The organism is Nonomuraea rubra, from assembly GCF_014207985.1.
Classification (GTDB): domain Bacteria; phylum Actinomycetota; class Actinomycetes; order Streptosporangiales; family Streptosporangiaceae; genus Nonomuraea; species Nonomuraea rubra.
Window position 1 is genome coordinate 5,943,895 of record NZ_JACHMI010000001.1, and the last position, 18,994, is coordinate 5,962,888.

Annotated in this window: 13 protein-coding genes; 8 read left to right on the forward strand and 5 right to left on the reverse strand. The window is 72.3% G+C overall.

The features are described 5' to 3' along the window. Positions 1-122 precede the first annotated feature (122 nt). The gene (locus tag HD593_RS26920) at positions 123-698 is read right to left on the reverse strand and encodes a bactofilin family protein (RefSeq protein ID WP_221524980.1); all 576 of its coding nucleotides are present in this window, start codon (positions 696-698) and stop codon (positions 123-125) included. 192 nt (positions 699-890) lie between these two features. After that, positions 891-1,982 (reverse strand): phosphotransferase, encoded by a 1,092-nt coding sequence (locus tag HD593_RS26925; RefSeq protein ID WP_185104858.1) that lies wholly within the window; start codon positions 1,980-1,982, stop codon positions 891-893. 163 nt (positions 1,983-2,145) lie between these two features. Between HD593_RS26925 and HD593_RS26930 the strand changes: the two genes are divergently transcribed. After that, positions 2,146-3,480, forward strand: coding sequence for a lanthionine synthetase LanC family protein (locus HD593_RS26930; protein ID WP_185104859.1), 1,335 nt, complete (start codon positions 2,146-2,148; stop codon positions 3,478-3,480). Here the strand turns inward: HD593_RS26930 and HD593_RS26935 are convergent. Further along, positions 3,467-4,327 (reverse strand): NAD(P)-dependent oxidoreductase, encoded by an 861-nt coding sequence (locus HD593_RS26935; protein ID WP_312903728.1) that lies wholly within the window; start codon positions 4,325-4,327, stop codon positions 3,467-3,469. The two genes, HD593_RS26930 and HD593_RS26935, sit on opposite strands and share 14 nt — an antisense overlap. Before the next feature lie 63 nt (positions 4,328-4,390). Here HD593_RS26935 and HD593_RS26940 point away from each other — a divergent pair, with 63 nt between their 5' ends. Further along, positions 4,391-4,732 carry a winged helix-turn-helix transcriptional regulator gene (locus tag HD593_RS26940; RefSeq protein ID WP_185104861.1) on the forward strand — a complete coding sequence of 114 codons (342 nt, stop codon included), beginning with the start codon at positions 4,391-4,393 and terminating at the stop codon, positions 4,730-4,732. Between the two features lie 130 nt (positions 4,733-4,862). Here the strand turns inward: HD593_RS26940 and HD593_RS61820 are convergent, their stop codons facing one another. Then, positions 4,863-6,773 (reverse strand): Ig domain-containing protein, encoded by a 1,911-nt coding sequence (locus HD593_RS61820; protein WP_185104862.1) that lies wholly within the window; start codon positions 6,771-6,773, stop codon positions 4,863-4,865. Between the two features lie 315 nt (positions 6,774-7,088). On the opposite strand from HD593_RS61820, the gene HD593_RS26950 reads away from it, so the two are divergent. From HD593_RS26950 to HD593_RS26965, 4 genes are read left to right on the forward strand one after another with little or no spacing between them, the layout of a single operon-like run. After that, positions 7,089-8,954: a glycoside hydrolase family 127 protein gene (locus HD593_RS26950; protein WP_185104863.1), complete on the forward strand. Its 1,866-nt coding sequence runs from the start codon at positions 7,089-7,091 to the stop codon at positions 8,952-8,954. A gap of 27 nt (positions 8,955-8,981) precedes the next feature. Further along, positions 8,982-10,355 (forward strand): extracellular solute-binding protein, encoded by a 1,374-nt coding sequence (locus HD593_RS26955; protein WP_185104864.1) that lies wholly within the window; start codon positions 8,982-8,984, stop codon positions 10,353-10,355. A gap of 7 nt (positions 10,356-10,362) precedes the next feature. Next, positions 10,363-11,268 (forward strand): carbohydrate ABC transporter permease, encoded by a 906-nt coding sequence (locus tag HD593_RS26960; protein WP_185112145.1) that lies wholly within the window; start codon positions 10,363-10,365, stop codon positions 11,266-11,268. Next, positions 11,265-12,161, forward strand: coding sequence for a carbohydrate ABC transporter permease (locus HD593_RS26965; protein WP_185104865.1), 897 nt, complete (start codon positions 11,265-11,267; stop codon positions 12,159-12,161). The genes HD593_RS26960 and HD593_RS26965 overlap by 4 nt, the downstream gene beginning before the upstream one ends. A 16-nt stretch (positions 12,162-12,177) precedes the next feature. Here HD593_RS26965 and HD593_RS26970 read toward each other — a convergent pair whose 3' ends face one another. After that, a complete protein-coding gene (locus HD593_RS26970; protein ID WP_185104866.1) occupies positions 12,178-12,483 on the reverse strand; it encodes a hypothetical protein in 306 nt (101 codons plus the stop codon). 113 nt (positions 12,484-12,596) lie between these two features. On the opposite strand from HD593_RS26970, the gene HD593_RS26975 reads away from it, so the two are divergent. Beyond that, positions 12,597-12,974 (forward strand): YbaB/EbfC family nucleoid-associated protein, encoded by a 378-nt coding sequence (locus HD593_RS26975; protein ID WP_185104867.1) that lies wholly within the window; start codon positions 12,597-12,599, stop codon positions 12,972-12,974. Next, positions 12,975-18,989, forward strand: a complete 6,015-nt coding sequence (locus tag HD593_RS26980; RefSeq protein ID WP_185104868.1) for an NUDIX domain-containing protein — start codon at positions 12,975-12,977, stop codon at positions 18,987-18,989. It abuts the gene before it with no gap. The last annotated feature ends 5 nt before the right edge of the window (positions 18,990-18,994 follow it).

Sequence of the window (18,994 nt, forward strand, 5' to 3'; positions counted from 1 at the left end):
CCCCGCCGCTCGGCTCGGAACGCCTGAGCCTCCCCGGCCGGTCGGCTCGGGACGTCTGAGCAGCGCCGGCGCGCGAGGACGCACGCCTGGAGCGGCGCCCTCGGGCGTTCAAGCGGCCGGCGTCAGAAGCGGCGGCACTGGCCTTCCTTGTCGCCGCGCACCGAGTTCTTGCCGCCGGTCACCTTCGACCGGTTGTCCTCGCACTCGAGGTTGCCGTCCACGCTGTTGCGGTGCACCTGCAGGCCCTTGCGGTTGTCCTTGAGCTGGATGTTGCCGTCCACCCGGTTGCCGTTGACGCGCACGTAGCGCCGGTTGTCCTCCAGCTGGATGTCACCGTCGACGCGGGACGAGGTCACGGTGACGGCGCCGCTGTCCTTCACCTGGATGTTGCCGCTCACCTTCGAGCCGGCGGTGACGGAGACCGCGCGGGCGCCCTCCGCCTGGATGTCGCCGTCAACCCGGACGCCGCGCGCCACCAGGGTGCCCCCGCCGCCGACCTTGACGTTGCCGTCCACCCGGGTGCCAAGAAGGGTGCAGGTGGCGCCCTTGGGCACGCGCACGTCGTCGAGGCTCGCGGACCGGATCGTGCCCTTGCAGGTACGCGAGTCTGCGGCGGCGGGGGTGGCCAGGGCCAGGCCGCCGAACGCGGTGCCGAGGAGGGCGCCGGCAACGACCAGCTTGATCGCCTTCATCTTCATGCCTTTCGTCAGGGGACCGGGGCGGGTCGTCCGCCCGGCATGAAGAAGCCTCTCGGCCGGTCGTGGCTGCCACGTGAGATGGACATTAGGGACTTCTCATCTGGATTGGTTCGAGGTGGCGGGCGCGGGCCGGCCGACCTCAAAGAGCTCCGGGTGGGGTCCGGAGCGAGAACGCGGGGCGAGGGGCCGGGGTCAGCGGCGGCGCGGCGTGTACGGGGCCAGCGTGGAGACGTCGATGTCCGCGTCCGGCCAGCGGCGGCGCAGCGCGTCGCCCAGCCGGCGGCACCATCCGGCCAGCCGGGGCAGCGCCCGGTACGCGTCGGCCGTCATCGCCGCGGCCTCCAGGGCCGCCACGAGCTGGGCCCGGCTGTCGTCACCGGCCGGGCGGGCCTCCAGCACCGGCAGCCGGTGCAGGCGGGCCAGCGCGTACGCCACGCACGCCGCCGCCAGCCCCACCCCGTAACGCCGCTCGTCCTCCGCCTCGGGCACCCCGGCGGCCAGCGCCCGCCGGTAGACCTCCCCCAGGTTCTCCACGGCACCGCGCGCCTCGCCACGGCCGTCCGGGGCCGCCGCCACCCACATCCACGCGGGCCCCGGCACATGCAGGCACACCGCGTCATGCAGCGCGTGCCTGTACCCGGCGAACTCGAAGTCGATCAGCCGCGCATCGGCCGCCCCGCCCTCGTGCACCAGCACGTTGTTGGCCTCCGGATCACCGTTGCTGAGCACCAGGAACGCCCCGGGCTCGGCCAGCTCGCCCAGCGCCGTCCCCAGCTCACGCTCCACCCCGCCCTCGACGGGCACCCCCAGCACCCCGGCCTCGGGCACCCCCGACCTCCGCAGCCGCGCGACGTGCCCGAGCAGGTCGGCGGCGGGCTCGACGGGCCCGAGCGCGCCGCGCCGCCGGTAGTACAGGCTCGCGTGGCCCGCCGTCACCGCGCCCAGCTCACCCCGGGCCCGGGCGAACGCCGCCAGCCGCGCCGCGTGCGCCGGAGCCCCATCGCGGCGCAACAGCCCGTCCAGCGCGATCCGCGGCGCGAGGTCCTCCAGCACCACCCGCCCCCCGGCCAGGTCCTCGGCCAGCACCCGGGGCGCCAGCCGCACCCCCAGATCCTCGGCCAGGAACCTGAGCGCGGCCACCTCCGTCCGCAGCCGCCACTCCTCGCTGTGCGTACGGGCGGCGTGCGGCCCGGACCACTTGACGATCACCGTCTCGTCCCGATCGGTACGGGCGCGGGCCACCCTCCACGGCTCCAGCCGGGTCCACTCCACCACGTTGATCACCGCGACAGCCTACAAAGCCGGCGAGGAAGCCACCTGCCGCCGAGGCCGTGAGCCCCGGTGTCGCCGCGGATGCGCGAGGAGCGCCATACTGGAACGGCGGAACGACGCGAGTGATTTTCCAAGATTCCGAGTATTCCTACCAATCGTATGGGAAAATGACCGCATGAGCCTGGACGAGATGCGCGCGTCGAGCGAGCGTGCCGACTCCCCGCTGACCGCCGCCATCCTGGCCGGCCGGTGGATCCGGTCGGCCGCGCTGGACGACGAGCACGGACGGCGATGGCAGGCCAACCCCGACACGCGCGGCACGTCGGCGGTCACCGCCGAGCCCTGGTCGCTGTACTCCGGCGCCGCCGGCATCGTGCTGTTCTTCCTCGAACTGGCCGCCGCCACCGGGCACGAGGCGTACCTGGAGGACGCCAGGGCAGGAGCCAGGCGGCTGGCCGCCACCTGGCGGGAGCACGACGACCTGTCCCTCTACCACGGGCTGACCGGCGTGATGCTCGCCCTCATGGAGGCGGGCTGGACACTCGGCGAGGCGGAGTTCGAGGCCGAGGCGGCGGCCATCGCCGACCTGATCGTCCGGCGCGGCCAGGCCGGCGGCGAGGAGGTGACCTGGTCCCGCGACCCGGCGCAGCGCGGCGAGGGCGGGATCATCCTCGGGCTGCTGCGCGCCGCCGCCCACCTCGGCGTGCCGGCGTACGAGGAGGTAGCGGTCGAGGCGGGGCGGCGCATCGCCCGCCTGCCCGTGCCGGGCCACCGCTTCGGTGACTGCGCCGACCTGCCGGTGGACGCCGTCACCCCCGGCTTCCTGGCCGGCACGGCCGGCACCGCGTTCCTGCTCGCCCGCCTGTACGGCGTGACCGGCGACAAGCGGTTCCTGAGCGCCGCCCGCAGCGGCGCCGCCTTCGTCCGCGAGGTCAGCGCCGTGACCGGCGCCTGCGCGGTCGTCCCGCACCACGTGCCGCACGCCCGCGGCCTGCACTACCTGGGGTTCTGCTCCGGGTCCGCGGGCGTGGCCAGGATGTTCTACGAGCTGTACCGGGTGGCGGGCGACCCCGGCGACCTGGAGTGGGTGGAGCGGCTGGCCCGCGGCATCGTCCGCAGCGGCGTGCCGCAGCGCCGTACCGAGGGGTACTGGAACGTCGCCTGCCAGTGCTGCGGCACGGCCGGCGTGATCGAGCTGTTCGTCGGCCTGTGGGCGGTGACCGGCGAGCGGTCCCACCTGCAGTACGCCCGCACGCTCGCCGCCGACCTCATCGGCCGCGCCACCGACCTCGACGGCCGGGGCTACCGCTGGTACCAGGCCTACCGGCGGCTGCGGCCCGGCGAGGTGACGGCCGACACCGGCTACATGGTGGGCGCGGCCGGCATCGGCGCCGCCCTGCTGCACCTCGACGCCGCCGGCCGGGCCAAGGAGCCGCGCCGGGTCATCCTCCTGCCTGACAACCCGTTCCCGGCCATCCCTCTGCCCGCCTCCGCGTTCAGCGGGGGCTGAGCAGCTCGGTGATCCGCAGGAACCCGTCCCCGCCGTGCCCCAGCCCGATGGCGCGGCGGGCCAGCCCCTCGGCCGCCCGCATCACGCTCGCGTCGATGCCGTGCTCCTCGGAGGCGTGCACGATGTGCGCCATGGACGAGGCCGCCGAGGTGATCGGGTTGCCCTCACCGGAGTAGGTGCCCTCGTCCACCTCCCGCGCGCTCTCCTCGAAGATCGGCGGCAGGATCGCGGCGATGCCCTGGGCGAACGGCGCCAGCTCCCGCGCCGTGACGCCCTCGGCCCGTGCCATCGCCAGGGCGTGGGCGTAGCCGGCCATCGCCGTCCAGAAGATGTCGAGCAGCGCCAGGTCGTACGAGGCCGCCCGCCCGATGTCGGCGCCCAGATGGGTGTGGCTGCCGCCGAGGGCAGCCAGCACGGCCTGGTGCTCCTGGTAGAGCTCCTCGGGGCCGCTGTGCAGGAACACCGCGGCGGGCGTCCCGATGGTGGTGGTCGGCGTCATGATCGCGCCGTCCAGGTAGCCGATGCCGTGCTCCGCCGCCCAGGCGGCGGCGTCCCTGGCCCGGCCGGGGGTGTCGGCGGTCAGGTTCGCCAGCGTGCGGCCCTTGAGCGCGGCGGTCACCGCCTCGCGCCGCACGATGGCGTCGCCGGCGTCGTAGTTCACCACGCAGAGCACGGTCAGCCCGCTCGCGGCCACCGCCTCCTCGGGGGAGGGGGCGCTCACCGCGCCCCGCGCGATCAGCTCCGCGTCCCTGCCGGGCGTACGGTTCCACACCGTGACGCGCAGGCCCGCGTCCAGGAACGCCCCGGCCAGCGCCCGGCCCATCGGACCCAGGCCGAGCACGGTCACGGCAGACTGTTCACCATAGGAGGGCATACCTGTTGACTCCTCGATAAGGATGGGATTGACGAAATGACGCGCAGCCGCGCCCAGGATCCGAACGTCTGCGGGGTGACCGCCGCCATCGCCGTGATCGACGGCAAGTGGAAGACGGCCCTGCTGTGGATGCTGGAATCAGGCCCGCACCGCCCCGCCGAGCTGCTGCGGCGGCTGCCGGGGCTCAGCGAGAAGGTGCTGACTCAGATGTTGCGGGAGATGGAGGGCGACGGGATCGTGCACCGGAAGGTGTACGACGTGCGGCCGCTGAAGACGGAGTACTCGCTGACCCCGTTCGGCCGCGACCTGTCAGCGGCGCTGGCGCCCCTGTCGGAGTGGGGGCACCGCCGCCTGGAACGGCTGGCCGCCGCTTCCTGACATCCCCTCACCCCCCCGCACTTCCTCTCGCCCGGCTGCGTCCTGGCGGCCTTCCGGAAGACCGCCAGGACCAGCTTGGCCGTGCCGCCACCGCGGCGGCAAGTACCCACAAATAAGTGGGTATGCGGCCCTACGCGTACGCCTTGACCTCCAGCAATCCGACCGACGCAGCCCCGCTCTGCAGGACGACCCTGAGCCTGCTCGTGCTCACCGCGCCGAACGTCACCCGGTTGTAGGCGTTCAGCGCCGTCGGATACGTGCCGGGGAGGTCGGCGTAGGCGCTGCCGTTCCAGTACTGCAGCCGCCACGACGCCGGCACCCGCACCCCGCCGTTGTCGTCGAAGAAGTACACCTCGGCGGAGCGCAGCGTCTGCGCGGACGGCCAGGTCAGCTCCGCCCACTGCGTGCCCGTCTGCGGCCAGGTGCCCCAGCGGCGGTTGACCGTGTCGTTGGAGGAGGGCGGGTCGATGCCGTCGTTGAGCGCCGCGACGCTCTCCCACGGGGAGGTGTAGGAGGCGGACGGGATGGCGCTCGCGGCCAGGTTCGTGGTGGGGGTGCCGCCGACGGTGAGGGTGAAGGACCTGGTGACCGGGGTGCTCAGCCGGTCGTGGTCCCTGAGCCGGACCGTGAACGTGGAGGTGCCGGCCGCCGTGGGGGTGCCCGTGATGGCGCCCGTGAAACGGTCGAGGCTGAGCCCGGCGGGCAGCGAGCCGCCGGTCACCTGCCAGTCGTAGAAGGGCACGCCGCCCCTGGCGGCCAGCGTGTGCTGGTAGGCGGTGCCGGGCGTGGCCTGGGGGAGCGAGGTGGTGGTGATGGCGGGCGCGAGGAACGGGGTGAGGTTGCGGTTGAGCTTCCACCCGGCGTTCTCGGCCACCAGCAGGGCCAGCTTGGTGAGCATCCAGCGGCGGGTGGGGAACAGGTGGGTCCAGCCGCCGCTCTGCCCGCTGAGGCGGTCCCAGTTGGGCTGGTCGCCGGGGATGTGGTAGCTGCTGTCGAGGGGGACGGCGCGGCCCTGGTACGCGACCACGTCGGGGTCGTTGCCGCCGCCTGCCACGTAGGAGCGCATGCCGGCCCAGTCGCTGTGGAAGGCGACGGCGTGGCCGTACTCGTGCATGACCAGGCCGTGCACGTCGAGCACCGAGCCCTGGATCTCCGTCTTGTACCAGTCCTCGTCGGCCAGGGACGTGAACAACTGCTTGTTCGCCTCGTCGTACTCGAGGATCATCGCGGTGGACCGGTGCAGCGGGCCGGGCAGTTGCTGGCCGCCCCGGGTGCTGTAGCGCCCGTTGTTCGCGGGGTAGCCGGTCGAGTACGGGGTCTGGATGCCGCGGAAGAAGACGTACATGCCGTTGTAGGCGGCGTTGTTGGTGACGTTGATCGTGTTCTGCCAGTCGTTGCCGGGCAGGTGGTTGGGCTCGGCGCCGGCCGCCACGGTGTCGAACGGCTGCAGGTCGAAGAAGCGGAACCAGTCCTTGACCGCCTCCTCGGCGGCCGTGCGCACGCCGGTGTCGGAGAAGTAGCCGGTGATGGTGTCGTAGCGGTAGTCGAAGGCGATCGGGATGGTCGGCTGCAGCGCGGTCTTCTCGTCCTGCTGCACGTGGATGGGCAGGGAGTGCTGGTACGTCGCGCCGCCCGCGTCCCTGATCGACACCCGCAGCGTGTGCTGCTCGTCGGCGCCGGGGCCGCGCTTGGAGTGGATGGCCAGGCGGAAGACCTTCTGCTCCGAGGCGTTCGCGAACGTCAGGGTCTTGGTCGCGCCGGTGGCGGTGAGCTGGCTGGGCAGGTCCATCATCAGCCGGGACGTGCCCTCGGCCTTCAGGTCGATCGTGAGGGGGAAGCGCATGTCGGCCGGGGGCCTGACGGTGAGCTCGATGTACGGGTTGGCCAGGTAGCCCTGCCAGTCGACCAGCTTGACGCCGTAGGAGTTGACGGTCCTGCCGAACAGGTCGATGAGCTGGGCGGGCCCGGCGGCGTACGCGGGAGCGGCCGGGACGGCGAGTAAGGACGTGAGGAGGACGGCCAGGGCGGCCAGTCGTCTCATGGCGGAAACCTTTCGCTAGGGGTGCGGGGGCGCCCGCCGGGTGGCGGGACGGCGAAAGATCTAAAAGGTTTTCGGAAGCAAAACCCAGCCGTAGCCGTCTGTCAAGGCCGCTCTGCCGCACTTGCAGCAATGCAACGTTCCGATAACGAAGAAAAGGTTTTCGGCGGTCGGAGGTTGCGATCAAGGGCGGCTTGCGGGAGCAAGGAGGGGCAATCGTTTTCCGGGCATTCGCGCACCTGCACCCCTCTTGACTGGTGCTGTATCACACCTTACATTGCGGGCGAGGAAAACCTATTCCCGGCAACAGGGAGCGCGATGTCTGACCTCACGGGCCGCGTCCGTGGCCCGCTGGCTCCTTCCACCGCCGTCGAACGGCCGCTGAGCATCGACGACGTCGAGATCCATGGAGGCCCGCTCGGGCGCTGGCAGCAGATCAACCGCGAGGCGAGCATCCCGCTCGGCCTCGAGCAGATGGAGAAGTCCGGCGCGGCGCCCAACCTGAGGCTGGCGGCCGGTGAGGCCGGCGGGGCCTTCCAGGGCTACCGGTTCCAGGACTCCGACCTGTACAAACAGCTGGAAGCGGTCGCCTGGGAGCACAGCAGGCACCCGGACGACGCCTACCGCTCCTTCGTCGCCGGGTCGGCCGCGCTGCTGGCCCGCGCGCAGCGCCCCGACGGGTACCTCAACTCGCACTACCAGGTGGTCAAGCCGGACCGGATCTTCGCCGAGCTGGAGTACAGCCACGAGATGTACTGCGCCGGCCACCTCTTCCAGGCGGCCGTGGCCGCGGCCCGCGCCGGGCTGGGCGAGGAACTCCTCGGGGTCGCCCGCCGCTTCGCCGACCTGCTCGTGCGGCGCTTCCTCGTGGACGGCGACGACGGCATCGACGGGCACGCCGAGGTGGAGACGGCCCTGGTCGAGCTGTACCGGCTCACCGGCGAACGGCCCTACCTGGAGCTGGCCCGCAAGCTGATCGACAACCGCGGCAAGGGCCTGATCAAGAGCACCGGCATGGGCCCGCTCTACGCCCAGGACCACCTGCCCGTACGCGAGGCCGACACCGCCGTCGGCCACGCCGTGCGCCAGCTCTACCTGGAGGCGGGCGTCGTGGACGTCGCCGTCGAGACCGGCGACGCCGACCTGCTCGCCTCCTCCGTACGCCGCTGGGAGGACCTGGTCGCCACCAAGACCTCCATCACCGGCGGGCACGGCTCCCGCCACGACGGCGAGGCGTTCGGCGAGCGGTACGAGCTGCCCCCCGACCGCGCCTACAACGAGAGCTGCGCGGCCATCGCGAGCATCCACTGGAACTGGCGGCTGCTGCTGGCCACCGGGCACGGCCGCTACGCCGACCTGATCGAGCGCACCCTCTACAACGCCTTCGCCGCCTCCACCAGCGCCGACGGCACCCGCTTCTTCTACGTCAACCCGCTGCAGCGCCGCGCCGACCTGTTCGAGGACGCCTACCTGGGCAGGCGGCGGGAGTGGTTCGCCTGCGCGTGCTGCCCGCCGAACATCATGCGGCTGGTCTCCTCGCTCGGCCACTACGTCGCCACCGCCGGCGACGAGAGCGTGTCGGTGCACCAGTACGTGCCGGGGGTGATCCGCGCGGGCGGCGCCGTCCTCGACGTCGAGACGGACTACCCGTGGCACGGCCGCGTGCGCTTCACCGTACGGTCCGCGCCGGGCGGCGCGTGGACGCTCAGGCTCCGCGTGCCCGCCTGGAGCACCGCCGGGGACCTCACCCCCGGCGCCGACGGCTACGCCGCGATCCGCCGGGAGTGGCAGGCGGGCGACACCTTCACCCTCGACCTGGACCTCACGCCCAGGATCGTCCGCCCGCACCGCAGGATCGACGCGCTGCGCGGCTGCGCGGCCATCGAGCGCGGCCCGCTCGTCTACTGCTTCGAGCAGATCGACCAGGACACCGAGCTCGACGACCTCGCCCTCGCCCCCGGCGCCGCCCTGCGCACCGTCGAGCGGGACCTGCCCGGCATCGGCAGGACCGTGCTCGTCGAGGCCGGCGCCCTCCGCCTGCCGCCCGCGCCGCCACGCGGGCTGCCGTACACGACCGGCGCGGACGCGGCCCCCGCCGCCCGCGCGACCGCCACCGCCGTCCCCTACTACCAGTGGGACAACCGCGACGGCGGCGTCATGCGGGTCTGGATGCCCCTCGCCTGAATCTCGCCCGAGTAAGGAACACCCCCCATGAGAAGAAGAGACCTGTTCAGGATGGGCGGCCTGGCCGCGCTGGGCGCGGCCGGGGCGGCCTGCGGCTCCGGCGGCGGCGGGACGGGCGCCGCCGGCTCCACCGAGCTGCAGTTCATGTACTGGGGCTCCACGTTCGAGAAGGCCGCCATCGAGAAGATGCTCAAGGCCTTCGAGCAGAAGAACCCCGACATCAAGGTGAAACCGGTCTTCACCCCCGACGAGTACGACGTCAAGCTCAACAGCCTGGTGGCCGGCGGCCGCACGCCCGACGTGGGCTACGTGCCGATGTCCATGTCGTTCCGCCTGGCGGAGCAGGGCAACCTGGTCAACCTCCACCCGTACCTGCAGAAGTACCCGCAGCTCGCCGGCTACCTCCCGGACGCCTACCTCTGGTACGGCCAGGACAAGCTGCACGGCGTCTCCACCGCCAACGAGATCGAGCTGCTGTGGTACAGCAAGTCCGCCATCGCCGCCGCCGGCCTCGCCCCGCCACCCGCCGTGGCCGCCTCCGCCTGGTCCTGGGACCAGCTCGTGGAGAACGCGTACAAGCTCACCGTGGACCAGAACGGCAAGCACCCCGACGAATCCGGCTTCGACCCCGGGCAGGTCCGCCAGTTCGGCATCTCGATCAGCCTCACCTACGCCGCCGCCTGGTACGGCTTCCTGCGCAGCAACGGCGCCGACTTCGCCGACGAGGCGGGCAGGAAGTGCCTGCTGGACACCCCCGAGTCCGTCCAGGTGTTCCAGAACCTGCAGGACCTCGTCTACAAGCACCGCGTCGCCCCCGGCCCCGGCCAGCTCGCCGCGACCGGCGACGACGTGCCGGGCACCAACATCCTGCTCAAGACCAAGCGGGTGGCGATGGTGGTGGACGGCCACTGGGCGCTGCTCGACATGAACGAGAGCAAGGTCGACTACGGCATCGGCGTGCTGCCCAAGTACGGCGAGCCGTTCACCACCTCCCAGGTCGCGGGCGCGTCCTCGGTGTTCGCCGGGACCAAGCACGTGGAGGAGGCGGTGGAGCTGTTCGCCTTCCACATCGACCCGCGCTACGTGGACCTGTACAAGCAGGGACTGTGGATGCCGCAGGAGCGGAAGTACTACGAGGACCAGGCGGCCATCGACTCCTGGACCAAGAACGACGCCCACCCGCCCGAGTTCCGCACGGCGGTCGTCGACTACGGCCGCGACCACGGCGTGCCCGACCTGCGCAACCGGGTCAAGAACCTGTCCGCGATCTCCAGCGACGTGCTGACCCCCGCCCTGCAGGAGCTGGAGTCGGGCAAGCGGCCCGCCGCCGAGATCCTCAAGGCGGTCACCCCCAAGATCACCGGCATGCTGCAGGGGTGGCAGCACACGCAGGAGCCGTGACGTGCCCATGAACAAGCCGGGCCTTTCCGGCCAGCGCCGCCTGGAGCGGCGCTGGGGCGTGCTCATGGCGCTCCCGGCCATCCTCGGATTCGTGATCTTCACGGCGGGGCCGATGGTGGCCTCGTTCGTGTTCAGCCTGACGGACTGGCAGGTGGGCGGCACCCCTGAGTTCGTCGGGCTCGGCAACTACACCGAGCTGGCCCGCGACGAGCTGTTCTGGACCTCGCTCAGCGCCACCACGTACTACACGCTCGGCGCGGTCCCGCTGGTGCTGATCGTGTCGTTCGCCGTCGCCATGCTGCTCAACCAGAAGGTCCGCGGCCTGCCGGTCTGGCGCACCATCTTCTACCTGCCGACGCTCGTGCCGGCCATCGCGAACGTGGTGCTCTGGATCTGGATCTTCAACCCGGACTTCGGGCTGCTGAACTCGCTCCTGCGCCAGGCCGGGCTGCCGGCCGGGCAGTGGATCTACGACGAGTCGATGGCCATCCCGTCGCTGATCGTGATGAGCACCTGGGGCTTCGGCAACACCATGGTGATCTTCCTGGCGGGGTTGCAGGGCGTGCCCCGGCACCTGTACGAGGCGGTCTCCATCGACGGCGGCGGCGCGTGGCGGCGCTTCTGGCACGTGACCCTGCCCATGATGACGCCGACCATCTTCTACAACCTGGTGGTGGGCGTGGTCGGCACGTTCCAGGTGTTCAACCAGGCGTACGTGATGACCGAGGGCGGGCCCAACAACGCCACCCTCTTCTACGTCTACTACCTGTTCCGGATGGCGTTCAGGGAGAGCGAGATGGGCTACGCCAGCGCGCTCGCCTGGGTGCTGTTCATGATCATCGTGGTGATCACGTTCCTGCTCTTCAGGAACGCCAGGCGCTGGGTCTACTACGAGATGGCAGGTGCGCGATGACCGCCGTGCAGGCGCCGCCGCGCGCGGCCCGAGTGGCGCCCACCGCCGGCCTGCGCAAGCCCCGCAGGTACGGCAAGGCCCTGGTCTACCTGGCGCTGCTCGCCGGGGCGGTGCCGACGCTGCTGCCGTTCGTGTGGCTGGTGCGCAGCGCGCTGATGCAGGACGCGCAGATGTTCGTCGCGCCGCCGGAGTGGATCCCCTCGCCGTTCCAGTGGTCGAACTTCACCGAGGCGCTCACCGCCCAGCCGTTCTGGCTGTACTTCGTCAACACCGTGATCATCGCGGTGATCAGCGTGCTGGGCACCGTGCTCACCTGCTCCGTCGCCGCCTTCAGCTTCTCCCGCCTGCGCTGGCGCGGCCGGAACCTCACCTTCGCCGTCCTGCTCAGCGCCGTCATGCTGCCGTACGCGGTGACGCTCATCCCGACGTTCGTCATGTGGCAGGAGCTGGGCGCGCTGGACACGTTCATCCCGCTCACCGTGCCGAGCTGGTTCGCCGGGGCGGGCGGCGGCGTGTTCAACGTGTTCCTGCTGCGGCAGTTCTTCCTGACGATCCCGTTCGAGCTGGACGAGGCCGCCTACATCGACGGCGCGTCCCCGTGGCGGGTGTTCTGGACGGTCGTCATGCCGCTGTCGAAGCCCGCGATCGTGGTGGTCACGATCTTCACGTTCATCGGCACCTGGAACGACTTTCTCGGCCCGCTGCTCTACCTCAACGACGAGGAGAAGTACACGCTCTCCCTCGGCCTGGCCTCCTTCCAGAGCATCTACCTCACCCAGTGGGGCTACCTGATGGCCGCGTCCGCCGCCGTCATCGCCCCGATCATCGCCCTGTTCTTCTTCCTGCAGCGTTACTTCATCGAAGGGGTCACGCTCACCGGCATCAAGAACTGACAGGCGGGCGGCGGCGTCACGCTCCAGGCGCCGAGGCGTCGTCGCCCGCGCGATACGTCGTCAGGGCGCGCAGCAGCCGGGTCTCCTCCCGGCCGAGCGCGGACGCCAGCAGGCCGAGCCCGGCGCCGATGCCGTCGAGGCGCCGGCCTCGCGCCTGCCAGTAGGCGCGGCCGTAGTCGTCGCCGCCCAGGGCCGCGCGGGTGGCGCTCACCGAGGTCGCGTACCGGACGTCGGCACCGGACACCAGGGCGGCCATGTCGCTCGTGCCGCGCGCCAGCCTGCGCAGCTGGGCCTTGCTGTAAGCCGATCCGTCGAACTCCACGAGTCGGCAGCGTAGCGAACCACCGGGAGTCCAAGGTCAATCCGCGTCATGAAATAGGAGAAGATGGGGCATGGGAGGCCATTGAGGCTGATGTTGCTGATGTGGGGACGGCGATGGCGTCGAACGAGCAGTGGAAGCTGCTGGAGCAGCTCGTCCAGGAAGTCAACCAGCAGACCGAGCAGCTCAAACAGATGCAGGAACGGATGCGGGAGCTGTCGGCGACGGCCGTCTCCCGGGACGGCATGGTGACCGTCACCGTCGGCCCCCGTGGCGAGGTGCGGGCGATCGAGCTCGACCCGCGGGTCTACCGGAAACTGTCGCCGTCGGAGCTGTCCGGCTCGATCGTGGAACAGATCGGGCACGCGACCCGGCAGGTCTCCGGCGAGATGAAGGAGCTGATGGAGCCCTTCGTGCCGGACCTCCCCTTCGACGACCTGTTCGGGGAGGAGACGGGCTTCGAGTCCTTCCTCCCGCGACCGGGAACCCCGTAGATGGGGCTCGATCTCAGCCTGGTGCCCGACATCGTCAAGCCGATGGCACTGCCGCTGACGGGCGGCGCGTTGCCCGAGGCCGACGCCGGCGGGATCATCGCCGAGGCGCGAACCCTGGAGGAGCTCGCCGACACCCTGGCCGAGATCAAGGCGGACGACGCCGGCGCCGTCATGCGGCTGCTGCGCGACGGGCTCTGGGAAGGGGCCGCCAAGGAGTCGTTCGAGCAGGTCTTCACCGCCCTCAGCGGGCGGGAGGATACGGAGGGCTCGCCCGAGGCGCTGCTCGACCTGCTGGAACAGGCGCTGCGGGACGAGGCGCGGTCCCTGCGCGAGCACGGCGTGCGGATGCAGCACACCGAATGGATGATCTACGCGTCGCTGGCGCTGCTCGGCGCGATGATCGTCAGGCTGCTGGTGTGGATCTACGTGAACGGTCCCGCCGTGCTCCGCCTGATCCAGCACAACACGCTGCTGACCAAGGTGAACATCCAGACGCTGAAGCGGCTCATCCTGCTGAACATGGTGCGGTTCGGCGGCATCATGGGCGGCCTGGACCTCGGCGTGCAGGTCGCCCAGCAGCTCTGGGGCGAGCGCGAGGGCGGCGACTTCGACCTCGAGTCGCTCGCCCTGTCGCTGGGCGGCGGCGCGCTGACCGGCGCGCTGTTCGCCGGCGCGAACGCGGGCCTGTCGCGGCTGCTGAGCCGGCGGATGGTGTACGTGGCGTCCAGGGCCGAGCTGGCCGTGCGTGACAGGCTGGTGGCGCTGGGGCAGAGCATGTACGGGCAGGCGCTGCTGGGCGGGGTGACGGGCACGGCCGGGGCGGTCCCGGGGCTCGCGCTCAGCGGGCAGCTCGATGCCGAACATCTCGGGTACACGTTCATCTCGGGGGTCGCCGGCGGGCTCGACGTGCCGGCGGCGGCACGGGTGAGCTACCTCCCGATGCTCGCCACCGCCGAACTCGGTCCCAACCCGGCCGGCGACGCCGGCGGCCCGCCAGGGTCCCGGACCGACGCCACGACCCTCGTGCAGCATGGTCCGCCCGAGAGCCGCAGTGACCCCGGCACCGTGGCCGACCGGCCGCCGCCGCACCCCGAACCGAGCGGTGCCACGCACGCGCCGCACCGCGGCGACACGATCGTGGGCGAGGTCGTCCAGCGCCGCGACACGCTGCTCCCGCCCGAACGGGCCACGCCCGTCGGCGCTGCGCCGGCGGAACGCCCAGGGCCGGGCGGCGCTGCGCCGGATGAGCGCCCGGGGCTGGGCGGCGCTGTGGCGGCCGAGCGGGCTGCGTCCGGAGGCAGCGGTGTTCACGGTGAGCGTTCTGTGGCGTCCGGCGGCGGACTTCCTGCTGAGCGGACGCCGCCACACCACGCCGCGCCCGCCGAGCGGAGCCCGATGGGCGGGATGCCGGCGGTGCGGAGCGACGCCGAGACCCCGGGCGACCTTCCCCGCGGCTCGGCGCTCCCGGCCACCCTTCCGGCCGTCAACGCGGCCCCTCACGTCACGGAGCCGACCGAGCAGCACCCGGCCGAGCAGCACCCGGCCGAGCAGGACACGGCCGGGAAGGACTCGGCCGAGCGGGGCACGGTCGAGCGGGACACCGGGAGGGACGCTGCGGATGCGGAGGGTTCCCGGTCGGCGCCACTTCCGCAGCGGGATCACGGCACCACCCCTCTGGCGGGCGAGCAGACGTCCACGGCTTCCCGGCCCTCCACGGACCGGCCGGAGCTGCCCGCGGTCACCGGCACAGCTCCGGCCGCCGCCCGCCCGGCGCATGGGGACCGCCCCGCCGAGGCACACCAACCGGCCGACCCGCCCACCGAAACGGCCCACCCACCTGCGGAAGCAGCGGCCAAGGCGCCCGCCGAACCGGCCCACCCGCCCGCTTCCGAACGGCCGGACGGGCCGGAGGAGATGAGCACGCCGGCCCTCCACTCTAGAGCGCTGCCCGCCGGCCCGGCCTCGCCCGGCCCCCAGGACCGGGTGGCGAGCCTGCTCAGCCAGGACGGCGCGTACGACCCGATCAGCCTCCCCGCCTGGGCGGCCTCCGACCGGGCGGCCGTGCAACGGCTGATGGACACGATGGGCTCCTCGACGAAGGACCTCCTCGGCGCGGCCCGCAAGGACGGCCTGCTGCGGGCGATCGGCGACCCCGGCCACCTCCTGGTCCACAGCGAGTACCAGGCCCTGGGCAGGACCCTCCGATCCTGGCAGGCGGTCGAGCGGAGCGACCTGCCGTCGTTCGTACGGGCCGGCGACATCGTGGGCCCCCGCCGGATCCTCCACCAGTTGCCGTTCGACTCGCCCGAGGCGGCGGTCATCGCGCGGCGGCTGGCCGTCGAGCAACTGATCAGGATGTGGGGCTTCGGCGCGGGCGAGCTGCTGCCGCCACGGCTGGCCATGAACATGGCCGCGCTCGACGAGTTCGGGCTGACGGGCGTCCTGGATTTGCAGGCGTACGCCGATCCCAGCCGCGCCAGGACCGCCGCCAGGGACTACGCCCGCGACGGCGAGGTGCTGCGCGACTTTCTGCGGCAGCAGTACGCGCAGACCCAGCACGAGCTGAGCCGCCACGGCATCGAGGAGCTGACGCTCTACCGTGGCGTGGCGTTCGAGTGGGGACACACGATGCCGGCCCTGGCCGCCGCCGCGACCGGGGACGTGGTGGCGGCTCCGCCGGCGCTGCCGCTGCAGTCCTGGAGCGCCATCCCGGGCGTCGCCAAGCGGTACACCGGCCTGGGGGACGGGGCGGTCATGGCGGGCGTCTTCCCTGCCTCCCGCGTGCTGGCCACCCCGTGGACGGGGATGGGGCAGCTTCCCCTGCACGAGTTCGTCCTGCTCGCGGGGCCCGGCGAGGTCACCGTGCTGCGGCCGCCGCACGTCGCCGAGGCGGGCCTGCTGCCGTTCCACCGTGGTCCCGATGGTGAGGTTCACGTCCTCATGCAGCTGCGTTCCGTGGAGACGCACCACGGAGGGTTGTGGGCGCCGGTCGCCGGTGCCCGGCAGGCCGGCGAGCCGCCCGTTCAGACGGCGTTCCGCGAGGCGGGCGAGGAGATGAGGCTGGACCTGAGCGAGGTGGAGGTGCGGGCGGTCCACCACGACGATCACGGCGGGTGGGCGTTCGACACCGTCATCGGTGAGGTGCCCTCCCGGGTGGACGTGTGGCCGGCGTCTCCGGAGTCCATCGACCTCGCGTGGGTGCCGCTGCGCGAGGTGGCGAGCCTTGATCTGCATCCGGACTTCGCCGCGGCGTGGCCCGAGGTGCGCGCCCGGCTCGAACACGTCCTGGAGGAGCCGGGCACCGCCCCGCCCATGACGGAGACCGCCGTCGCGGGGGCGGGTGAGGTCCGGAACGTGCGCATGCCCGCGGTGCCCGGCCCTCCGGACACCGCGCTCGCCGACGGGTACTCCCCGATAGCCGACCCGCGGCCGCGCAACTTCGCCGAGGCCGCGGCGACCTTCTACCGCTGGACGCCCGGCGACGGAGGCCGCCACGAGGACGGTGCGCCCAACCGCATCGAACGGCTGCTCAACGGCAACGACCCTGCGAGAGACGGCGGCCCATCGCACGGAGAACTCCTTGAGCGGGGCAACCGGCTGATGCGCGAGCTGCCCGTCGAGCGGCAGAGCGACGCGGCGGCGCGGGCCCTGGCCTCCATGTGCACGAGCCTGCGCGCCGAGAACCCGAGAAGGGCCATCGGCGACCTGGCGATGCAGCTCTTCGGCGCGCGCCTGGACGTCGACGCCCTGATCGAGCTCCACCAGGACGCCCAGAGGCAGGGCCTGGCGCCCGAGGCCGCACGCGACCGCGCCGAGCTGGCCGAAATCCTCGGCAGGGCCATGGCCGCGGACCGCCATCGCTGGCTCGGCGTCCAGCACCGGTCCCTGCTGCCTTCCTCGACCGTCGCGGAGACGCGCGTGGCCGGGCTCCTGGTGGAGATGATGGGGCCCCTGGTCACTCGGAGCACGGTCAGCACGTTCATGCGGCCGCTGCTCGACGCCGCCGGGGTGCACACCGTCCGGCAGGTGGTGCCGCTCGTGCAGGCGGCGCACGCCAACGGTCACCTGCCACCGGGAACGTCAGGGGACAGGGCCTTCCACGAGGCCATGCTGGGGTTCCGGCAGGTGGACCCGGAGTTGTGGAACGGCCTGCTGGTGGCCGGGAAGTACGCGCTGGGCGAGGTGAGCGACCCCGCGGCCCGGGTGCTGTCGGCCCTGAACGACGTCGTCACGCACCCGGAGACGGGCATGGGGCGGCGGGTCCACCTGCCGCTGGAGCGCCTGGCTCACGAGGTCGGCCAGGCGGGCTCGCTCGACCGGCTCATCCGCCTGGCCGGGGACGCGCGGGCGCACGGGGACGACCCGGCGCGGGCCGCCAGTGCCCGCGAGCTCACCGAGCTGCTCGTCGCCCATCGGGGGCGGGACCCGTACCTGTGGGACGGGTTGCGGCTCGCGGACGAGTACGGCGTCGCGCGGGCGACCGACGACGAGGTACGCGCCCTGGCACGGCTCACCGAGATCACCGCTCCGGGGCCTTCGTCCCGGATGTGGGTGTTCGACCCGCTGCGCCGCCTGGCCGACGAGGCGGGCCTGGGCCCGTCCGCGGAGCGGCTGGCCCAGCGTGCGGCCGAGGCCGCGCAACGCGGCTTCGACCTGTTCGGCCCGGTCGACCGGCGCCAGGTGCTCGACGCGCTGAGGCCTCCTCGCCCTGAAGGCGGAGCGCCGGACCAGCCCACGGCGCCCGCGAAGGCGAGCGCTCCGGGCCTGCATGACCTGCCCCCCGCGGCAGTGCGCGACGCCCGGGAGGCCGCGAGCCGTGACCACGCGCGGGCGCGGCACGAGTACCGCCACAGCCTCTCCCGCCTGCGCCGCTCCCTGCAGTCGATCACCGGCGCCGGCCCCCGCACCGTGCTGGAGCAGCGCATGGTCGCCTCGCTGGAAGCCCGCGTCCAGGCGTGGCGGCGCTGGCCGGACGTCTCCGAGGTGTCGTACACGCGCGACTTCGACACCTTCAGGACGGCCTACGACCAGGCGGTGGAACGCGGGCTCAGGGGCGAGGCGGTGATCCCGTACCTGTACGAGAACGCGACCGCCTCCCTGGGCGCCCGGGAAGGCGGACGCGGGTTCGGCCTGGAGATCGAGTTCGACCTGCCGGACGGCGCCATGACCGACAGGGCGATGGGCATCCCCCGAGCCCTGCACGAGGCCGGCCTGACCGCCGACGCCACCGTGCACGCGTACCACACCTCCAAGGACGGCGGCTACCGTTCGGGCGCGCACGGCGGGCGCGGGCTGTGGAGGATGGAGAGCGACAGCACGGTGATGGGCGAGCTGGTCTCGCCCATCCTGTACGACGAGCCGGAGACGTGGGAGAACCTCCGCCTGGCCTGCGAGATCATCCGCGCGCACGGCGGCGTCGCCAGCGTCAGGACGGGCGGGCACATCCACGTGAGCACGCACGACTACGACCACCTCGTGGCCAACTACACCAGCGTGCTGACCTACGTGGCCCAGCACACCGACACGCTCTACCGGCTCGGGCACAACCCGGAGAGGGAGGGCCACCGCGGGCAGAACTGGTGCCGCCCCGGCGAGCCGCTCGCCGACGGATACCGTTCGATCGCGGACGTGCGGGGCCTGCACGGGCGCAAGACGGCGGTGAACACGTTCGGCGTGACGGGCGGGCCGGCGGACCACGTCGAGTTCCGGATGTGGGACGGCTCGCTCGACCCCGCCGTGATCCAGTCCCAGGTGAAGGTCTCGCTCGCGCTGGTCGAGGCCGCGTTCCGCACCACGATCCTGGACGCGCAGCCCAACGGGGGCCGGCACGAGCCCCTGGGCGCGCACGAGGGACTGCGCCGTCTCGGCTCCATCCCGGACACCACCGAGGAGGGCAGCCTCTCCTTCCGGCTGCTGATGGACGAGCTGTTCTGGCGGGCCGCCGACAAGGAGCAGCTCACCGCCCTGTACGCGGTCACCCGCTGGGCCGTCCCGCACGACGGGGAGCCGGGATGAGGAGG

What these genes read in the sequence shown, in the direction of transcription:
- HD593_RS26940 (WP_185104861.1), top strand. Translation starts at nt 4,391, where the DNA reads ATGACGCGCAGCCGCGCCCAGGATCCGAACGTCTGCGGGGTGACCGCC.
- HD593_RS26930 (WP_185104859.1), top strand. Translation starts at nt 2,146, where the DNA reads ATGAGCCTGGACGAGATGCGCGCGTCGAGCGAGCGTGCCGACTCCCCG.
- HD593_RS26955 (WP_185104864.1), top strand. Translation starts at nt 8,982, where the DNA reads ATGAGAAGAAGAGACCTGTTCAGGATGGGCGGCCTGGCCGCGCTGGGC.
- HD593_RS26960 (WP_185112145.1), top strand. Translation starts at nt 10,363, where the DNA reads ATGAACAAGCCGGGCCTTTCCGGCCAGCGCCGCCTGGAGCGGCGCTGG.
- HD593_RS26965 (WP_185104865.1), top strand. Translation starts at nt 11,265, where the DNA reads ATGACCGCCGTGCAGGCGCCGCCGCGCGCGGCCCGAGTGGCGCCCACC.
- HD593_RS26920 (WP_221524980.1), bottom strand. Translation starts at nt 698, where the DNA reads ATGAAGATGAAGGCGATCAAGCTGGTCGTTGCCGGCGCCCTCCTCGGC.
- HD593_RS26950 (WP_185104863.1), top strand. Translation starts at nt 7,089, where the DNA reads ATGTCTGACCTCACGGGCCGCGTCCGTGGCCCGCTGGCTCCTTCCACC.
- HD593_RS26980 (WP_185104868.1), top strand. Translation starts at nt 12,975, where the DNA reads ATGGGGCTCGATCTCAGCCTGGTGCCCGACATCGTCAAGCCGATGGCA.
- HD593_RS26975 (WP_185104867.1), top strand. Translation starts at nt 12,597, where the DNA reads ATGGCGTCGAACGAGCAGTGGAAGCTGCTGGAGCAGCTCGTCCAGGAA.
- HD593_RS61820 (WP_185104862.1), bottom strand. Translation starts at nt 6,773, where the DNA reads ATGAGACGACTGGCCGCCCTGGCCGTCCTCCTCACGTCCTTACTCGCC.